Raw genomic sequence first — 8,378 nt, 5'->3', positions numbered from 1 at the left:
ATGATGTTTCATCCGGTTCGACGACCGAGTCGTCGGTCGGATTGACGCTTACCGTGGCGGACGACTGACCTGCAGGAATGGTCACGGTACCTGGAAGTGCCGAGAAATCAGTGCCCGATGTCGCAGTCCCGCTGACGGTGTAGCTAACCGCCAATGCATCGGTGGTCGCACCGGATCGGGTGAACGTGTAAATCAACGTTCCTGATCCGTCTTCGTTCACTGCTGCCGGATTCACCGACACGGTGACAACCGGAGTCACGGTCGCGGTGTCGTCATTGGTAATTGTTCCGGTCGCGGTGGCCGATGTGCCGACGTCATAGCTTGCCGTGTCGGTCACTGTCAGCACGATGGTTTCATCGGGCTCGACAGTCGAGTCATCGGTCGGATCAACGCTGACGGTAGCCGATGCTTGCCCCGCAGGAATGGTCACAGTTCCTGAGAGTGCGCTGAAATCAGTTCCGGACGTCGCAGTGCCGCTGACGGTGTAGTTAACGGTCAACGCACTGGTGGTGTCACCGGTGCGAGTAAAGGTGTAATTCAATGCATCGGTGCCGTCTTCGTTTACAGCCGCAGGAGATACGGCTACCGAAACCGTCGGCGTCACAGGACCGCCATCGACGGTTGCGTTGATCACGAAGCTGGCGTCGGCGTCAAAGCGGACTTGGTCAAGCGGTACCGGACGTGAATTGTCGTTGCCTTGTTCATCGGGTTCTTCCAAGAATCCATAGACCAAGAACGATTCGCCATTGCTGTCTTCGCCCGGAGTGACTTCAAACGTCAAACCTTGCACAGGCGCGTTGATGAAGACCGGAATGCTAAGGGCATCGAAAACGTTGTCCAGTGTGTCTTCATCGCCACCGGGTGCCTCGGGGACTCCGCCAGCGATAACGGGACCAAGGCCTCCGACGTCGTTAAAGACTTCGGCCGGGTCGGTCGTGCTGGGGTCAAAGGATCCAATCGCGGGTCGATTGCCTAAGAATTCGAATGCGCCCCCGTTAGGGTTCGGCATCGAGCGGCTTTCGTAATCGATGTCGTAACGCTGTCCGACCGCGGTTCCACTGCCATCGACACCCTGCAAAACATTGTCAGTGCGGAATTCTTGGTTCGTGACCGTAGCGCCAGTGAAGGGGAATTCACCCACGCCGGTAATGCTGATGATCGGTTGGATCGAAATGGTAGGTTGGTTTACGCCTACCGCGTCATTGCCGCCGAAGCGAACTTGCATAAAGAAGTCATCAGGGTCGGTCGATGGCAGACGTGTGACTTGGACCGTGGTGCCTGCATCGAGGAATAGACCATTGGCGTCCTCGAGCGTTTCCAGGGCGGTCGTTAGAGTGCCAGCCGGATCGGCGACGAAATCAGTCGCGTCAATGCGAACGGAGTTGGTGCTGACCTGGCCGGTGGCCGACGTCAATGTCACGTCCAGCGACAACGTTCTTGTCGGATCGTTGATCTGATTGCCAATCTTGATCTGCTGCGTCTCGGCAATGATCGGTGTGATCAAACTTGGTGCATTGGTGGCTCCGGAAACGCCGATGTCGGCCACCAACTGGAACACCCCTTGGCGGAACCGTACGTCGACGGTTTGCCCTGGAGTCCCCGTAGGTAGGGTAAAGACCGTGTCTTCGCGTAAATCGAGATAACCCACTTCCAATTCGAACACTTGCCCGACCGCGACGTTGTAGGCACCATTGCCGTCGCGTGCCAATTCAGCACTGCTGCCGTCGCGAGCGCTCAGTTGAACCTCAAGCAATGGCTCGCCCGCGCCTTCGCCCATGCGATTCAACGTGTTGATCACCGACAAGGCGTCCGCTGCGGTGACGCGGTTGTCGCCGTTGACATCCACAAATGCCGTAATCTCTTCGCCTTGACCGATTTCCGACGAATTGCCGCCGTTGCGATTCAGATGGTTGATGACCGTCAACGCGTCCATCGGGGTGACCCGCATGTTGTTGTCGACGTCGTTGGCGAGAAAGTAGTTGTGAGCGGCTGCAAAGTCGCCTGCGAGAAGTTCCCGTCGCTCAAGCGTTTCGCTGCTCAAACGTCGCGTGGGCTTTTGGCCACGTTGGACTCGATCGTTGGAACGTTTGTCGGCCCTCAGCCATCCGGAGCGACGGAGCAAGTGACGCAGATGTTTCATCTGTTTTTCTCAGGAAGATGAAGGAGATTTTTGGGGAAAACTCGATGCCGAACACGACTGACACAGTCAAGTGATTCGGTTGGAGCTTGGAATTAGATCGACATAGAGTAACCAAGTCGAAAAAACATACGAACCAGCCTATCTTATCTAGCGTTCCTGACTTATCAACATCCAGGGCAATCTGTGCGGGCTAGCGACACTATGTTGTCGGTTAGAGATCGCAATATTCAAAAGGTTCCGATTTTTCTGCCGGAAAATTATTTCGACTCGTCAGATTGCGGGGGTCGATAAGGGGGGATTGGTGCCAGTCAAGAAGCCCGGTTCAATCGACTCGGACCCCATTGTGCTTAGGGACTTTTCATTGACAACTAAATTCTGGGGGAACTTTTCGGAGATTTCTTCGGACATGGGAAGTCTCTTCGTCGGTTCGATGGGGGGCAATACAGGGGCTGGGCTATCGATTTTCTTATCGCGTGAGCGTCTGTGCAGGCTCTCAGCAAGGCCATTTGCAGCAAATTGGATCCGGGGGGCGGATTCCGCCGCACCGGGTGAACTCGGCCATTCCGCTAAAGCCCGGTCTCGCAGATCCGCCGCTCGATCCTGTCCTTGGCTGGTCGCCGAATCGACAGTTACTGCGAGATCGCTATCGTCCGCTGAATTGCTATCGCCAGTTGAATTGCTACCGCCCGCCCGCTCGCTTGCCCGGCTTTCGCCTTCGCCCGCATTGTCGTTAGCCGACAGCGCGTTGATGACCAATAACGCGTCCAACGCAGTGACATCGCCATCATTATTGACATCAATTGACGGGCCCGCCGTCTCGCTGGCGCCAAGCGTCCGCGGCCGATTGATGTTCAAGTCGTTGATGATCACCAAGGCGTCTTGTGCGGTGACAATTTGGTCTCGGTTCACATCCCCAGGCAATTGCACGTTGTACCGGGGGCTGTTGACACGTTGAGCACTGACCACCAAATCGTCGCTTGTACCGTCAACCACCTCGATCACCGGAGCCGGATCATCGAACGCGTAAATCAATTTTGCCGCAGCAAGCTCAACCAAATAGTCACCATCGGGAAGATGACTAAATTGCAACACGCCCGTTTCGTTGGTCGTGATTTGGTCGTTAAAACCAAAGCTCAGGTCCGAGATCGCAATCGAGGTGTCAGCGTGTCCAAACGCTCGGATTTCGGCGATCTCGCCTCCATCGTCTCGGATGTTAAGCGTTGTTGATTGGCCGTAAGAAACAGCATCGCTGGTCACTCGTTTGATCAATTGCCCGTTGCGGTCATAGGCTTCGATACGCCCATAACTGACGCCGCCTGCGTTGGCTCCCCAAATCTGCACGCTCACTTCGCCAACGTCTTGGTCAAATTTGGAAACAAAAGCGTTGGTCTGATTCCACTGCGCGTTCCATACGATGACTTGTGCGTCAAACGAATGAAAAAACTTTTGGTTGTTGGCGATAGGCGAATCGAACACGCCAAGTTGGCGTTGATACGAGTAGCCTTCATTTGTCAGCGTGACACCCGTAAGGTTTTCGTCGGCGATATAGCCCTCGGGTAGCTCGTTTGCATGCACTTCGCCCGCAAACAACGGTGATCCATCCGCGTACCGCAGCGTCGCCGACACGTCGCTCATAAACGATTCGGATCCGGCGCGAATCGAGTTGTCGTCTTCGTCTAGAAACGCATATCCGGTGATGCTGGCGGCGGAAATCGCGGGCGACTCGATCGTCCCTTGGACAATGTTGCTGGTCACGGTGGTGTGCACATCGATGGCTCGCCAATCGATGGACGAAAACGACTGATTGATTTCGATTTCTAATTCAAAATCAACAACTTGTTGATCGGGTTGCGACGCGACCACCCACGCTCCGCCATCGAGTCGGTACTGCAGTTGGCTGACCCGATTCAAGGTGATGTCGCTCTGCGGGCCCTCGGAGTTTTGGTTGGGCAGCGCGACCGCGGTGGCGGTGCCGTCAAAGTGATAGGTGGAATTCGAGGCATCGAAATAGCCTACGCCCTGTAGGTCGAGCGGCACATCGGCAACGTCAAAGATGCCATCGTTGTCGCTGTCTTGCCAACCGACCATCGCCAGCGTCGAAGCAGGGCTGGTGTGGTTTTCGTAGGCGACTGCCAGCGGATAGCCGCCTCGCATGATGCTGTCTTCTTGGACAAATCCGCCCGTGGGGTTATCCGCCGCATTTGTATTTTGGGTGTTGTAGTAGCCGCGTCGATCGGTCCACGATCCCGCGCCTGGGTACTCGTCACGCGCCCAAAAAATGTGACCCATTTCATGCGTGATCGTTGATGCGGGACGAGTCGATGGGGTGACCATAAACAAGCCGCCTGAGAAGGCAAATGCACCCGAAAAGTAGCCGCCCGAGGCAAAGAATCCATCGTGCTCGCCAGTGGACGGATCTATATCATCCGACGAATCGACGACAACGATGGTGAATGCCCAATCGGTCGCAAGTTTTTCCCGCTGATCGTGATTGAACGCCAAAACCGCGTTTTGCAATGCGGTCGATCCGGGGTAATCGAGCGAATCCATAAATCCGCTGAGCGCCAATTCAAAACCTTCGCTATTGCGATCGATCAGCTCATACGGGGTTTCTACCGGTGTTTTGGCATAAGTATCGTCGATCACGAATTCCAGCGAATGGACGCTATCGAACCCATCAAGGGTCTCGCTCCACCAATTCACCCCTTCGCTGATCTTTGCCAGCATTTCATCGATCTCAGTCGGTGTCCAGTTTTGTGACTGAGGGTCGATGCTGCCGTCACTCTCGAAGAAAATGGGCGTCACCGCGACCCGGCCCAGCATAAATTCGGCCGTATCGAGTTCGGTCGCCCCGAGCGGCGCGGCCGCTAACAAATTCCGCTTTTCCAGCTGCTGAAAACGTGCGGTTCGGCGTTTTGCCAAACGTGTGCGTCGTCGATTTGCTGAAGAACGAAACATGCGGGATATAAGGGATCAGATCGGGAAAAAGGAACGGCTACCATAGGAATGATCGGCATTCTTTGCCAAATCGGCTCGCAACTTAGACGCGACAAGACGGGAATTGTCTCACGGATTTGCTGCAATCGTTGAAATCCATTTCGATTGCCCAACCCCATCATCTTAACGAGGGATCCCAACATCGGCCTCGACCATCTTTTCGAATCGTCGAGGACACGCCAATTTGCCGTGGGAATTTAGCGATCATCCTAAATCGATGGCATTCGCGCGCGGCTTGATTGGCCGCTCGCGAAGCGGTTCCTAATTGTCCCACCGCCGCAAATGAGTTTGCGGCGGTTTTCTACTGCCCGCTTGATCAACTACTTACTTGATCAAAGGTTGGCAAAAATTCGATCAAGCACCGACGAGGTTTCCTCTGATTCGCCGTCCTCGGTCGCCGACGCGGTGTCCGCGGCCAGTGAATCAACGATGGAATCCAGATTTGCCACGGCGATGTGATCAAACACGCTCGCTTGGGTCGATTCACCTTCGGGCTGAATCGTTGAAACCGGATCCTGTGCTGCGTTGGCATCTTCGTTCGCTTCCGCAACAAGCAGGTCGCCGACCGCGGTCGCTCCCGAAGCGTAAACGCCATCAGCCGTTGGCACGTAGCGGGTGCTCACTTGCTCTCCGGAACCGCTGAATGTGTTGCGGTTCAGGTTCAGCTCGTTGATCACATTCAGTGCGTCGGAAACCGTGACAACGCCATCGCTGTTGGTATCAGGGAACTGCGGTAAATCGGTTGGCAAAGGTTGATCCAAGCGGATCGTGGACGCACCCGCTCGATTTAGCGAGTTGATGATCTGCAATGCATCAAGTGGCGTGACGACACCGCTATTGTTGACGTCATTTCGATTGATTGGATTGCGGAACGGATTGCTTGAAACAAACAGCTTGATGTCTTCGACTTCGCCGCTGGTTGCTACTCCGAGCGCCCCGAGGTTATTGTCTTCGCTGATTCGGAAGCGAGCGTAGATCTCGCCGGTCACGGCGGTGTTGGGGACATCGACTGTAATCGTGTTTCCGGCACCGACGCCGACCAAAGCTCGGCCGCTGCCTGTCGAACCAAAGCGTTTGACTTCGCTTTCTTCGAACACGCCATCGCCGTCCCAGTCGAACCAAGCATCCAGGTAGAACACGCCCGGAGCGGCAAGCGGCGTCGTGTCGCTGGTGTCCGCAGGCAGGTTGATGTCTACCAAGAATGTGGTTGAGAACCCTGGACGCACAGCCCCGCTGACGCGAACGCCATCGTCGTTCAAGTCGCCATCAGGAATTTGAGCATCCGCATCGGGGGTCACGCCACGACCGAGATACAAGTTCGAAATGACGTTGTGACGAGGTCCACCCTCGGATTCGAGCGATTGGTATGGCGCCGGTGCGTCACCGTAGTCGGCTCCGCCCCCAACAAACACGACCAATTCAGTGGTTCCCGCCGTCGTGTTGCTTTGCAACAAGTTGCCGACGTCATCGCGAATGATCGGTTGGACGACAGCTCCGCTGCCAGTCACGGTACCGAGACCATCAATGATCAATCGGTCACCAACAATCGCAATCGTGACATCAGGCAGGCCGATGCTTTCGATCGCAGCTTTGTACAGTTCCGCAACTTCTTGGAGCGTCGCATCGATCGGAATGACGACAGGGATTGTCGCGGCTTGGCCTGCGGATGAAAGCAGTTCTAGAGCGGTGTTGCTGAGATCCACTGCGTAATTGGCATCGCCGCCAAGCGTGACCCGGCCGTCGCCGATGTTTTCAGGGTTTAGACCCAATCCGGCACCTGCAATCGCACGGACCAATGCCTCGGCAATACTGTCGAGCGTTGGGTTCGCACCAATCACCACGGGGATTGCCCCCGGAGTGACCACGCCGTTACCCGAATCCAATTCGAAAGTTCGAATCAGCGAGGCACCACGTTGGATCACAAAGGTTTGGCCGTCGGCGATGTCGTCGCTGACCTCAGCCAAGTTGTTTGGCACGCTGAGACCGAATCCGGCGGCCGTTCCAATCGCAGGACCCGTAATTGTGTTGGCCACAACGATGTTATCAGAGAACGTTGAACCGTTCGCCAGCGGCGAGTCGGCCAAAATCACGACGCGATTGTTCAGCACCGACGCAGTGACATCCAGGCCTGAGGCTTGAATCTGAGTGTTCAGCGCTTCTGCCAACTGTTGTGTCGAATCGGTGGCGAGCACAGGGACGAGCACACTGTTGAGGTCGTTTTGTACTCCATCGGAATCAAACTCGAACGTCAACGATGTGGTGCCGTCAAAGACGGTCACGGTTTCGCCGTCGGCAGCACCAAATAGTGCCGAGGACATCGTGAACGTGATGTTGGTCACGGTGACCGTAAACACGTCGCTAAGCGGTGTCGCCGATGCGAGGGTTGAATCGCCCAGCAATTGGATTTGATTCTCCAACGCGGTAGCATCCAAGTTCAAGCTCGATGCGTTAATGGCATCGGCAAGAGCCGCCGTCAATTGTTCGACACTCAGAGTCGTTGCGACCGGGACGGCGACGACGTCGATGCCGCCGCTGGTTAGCCCATCGGTGTCAAATTCAAATGTGACCTGGTTTTGTCCGTCGAAGATTTCAATGGATTGACCATCAATGTTGTCTCCAAACAAACTCGGCGAGACCACGATGTTGATGCCCGTATCGGCTTCGAGTGTCGTGAACGAGCCATCCAAACCAATTACGGTTGTCAGGGCGCGGTCAGAGTAGTTCGATCCGGTTTGCACACGCAGCACGGCGTCGGTCGAATCAAGCAAGCGAATGACGTAGACCGAATCGTCTTGCCAAACGCCCGCCAGCGGAGTCAAGCGAATGACATTGTTCGAAGGATCGTAGCCGAATCGATAGTCGATTCCTTCGACAAGCGTTTGCCCGTCTCGGGTGACCAGGATGGCATCCCCGGTGACGCTGTCGTCATCGATACCCACTCCAGGAGTCGGGTCTGCACCGGCGATACCGTCGATCAATTGAATGTCAAAGGCATCGAAGATGTCGCCTTGACCGGTTACCACTTGGCCGCCGGACAGTCCGATATCCGGAGCTCGCGGCGAAACCAAGATGGCTCGTGGTCCGACTTCGTCCGCACGATCTTCGGCACCACGGTCTTTGAACACACGTTCGCCGATACCCGAGGGGGTTTCCACGTCGGGGTCATCCACTCGCAGTTGACCGTTGACATCGAAGGACGGAGCAATGATCGGGCTCGGTGGCAAACCGATTGCACCGCGTA

3 protein-coding genes are annotated in these 8,378 nt (G+C 55.7%); all 3 read right to left on the bottom strand.

Annotated elements, in window-relative coordinates:
• The coding region (locus RMSM_RS26535; protein WP_040769496.1) for a Calx-beta domain-containing protein at positions 1-2,140 on the bottom strand (2,140 nt) is incomplete at its 3' end.
• A gap of 270 nt (positions 2,141-2,410) precedes the next feature.
• Positions 2,411-5,098: a dockerin type I domain-containing protein gene (locus RMSM_RS42120; RefSeq protein ID WP_008704024.1), complete on the bottom strand. Its 2,688-nt coding sequence runs from the start codon at positions 5,096-5,098 to the stop codon at positions 2,411-2,413.
• 371 nt (positions 5,099-5,469) lie between these two features.
• On the bottom strand, positions 5,470-8,378 hold a 2,909-nt coding region (locus RMSM_RS41355), incomplete at its 5' end, for a beta strand repeat-containing protein (RefSeq protein WP_040769495.1).

Source organism: Rhodopirellula maiorica SM1, from assembly GCF_000346295.1.
GTDB classification, from domain to species: Bacteria; Planctomycetota; Planctomycetia; order Pirellulales; family Pirellulaceae; genus Novipirellula; species Novipirellula maiorica.
Note: the sequence above shows the minus strand (reverse complement) of the source record. Positions and strands in the feature narration are given on the sequence as shown.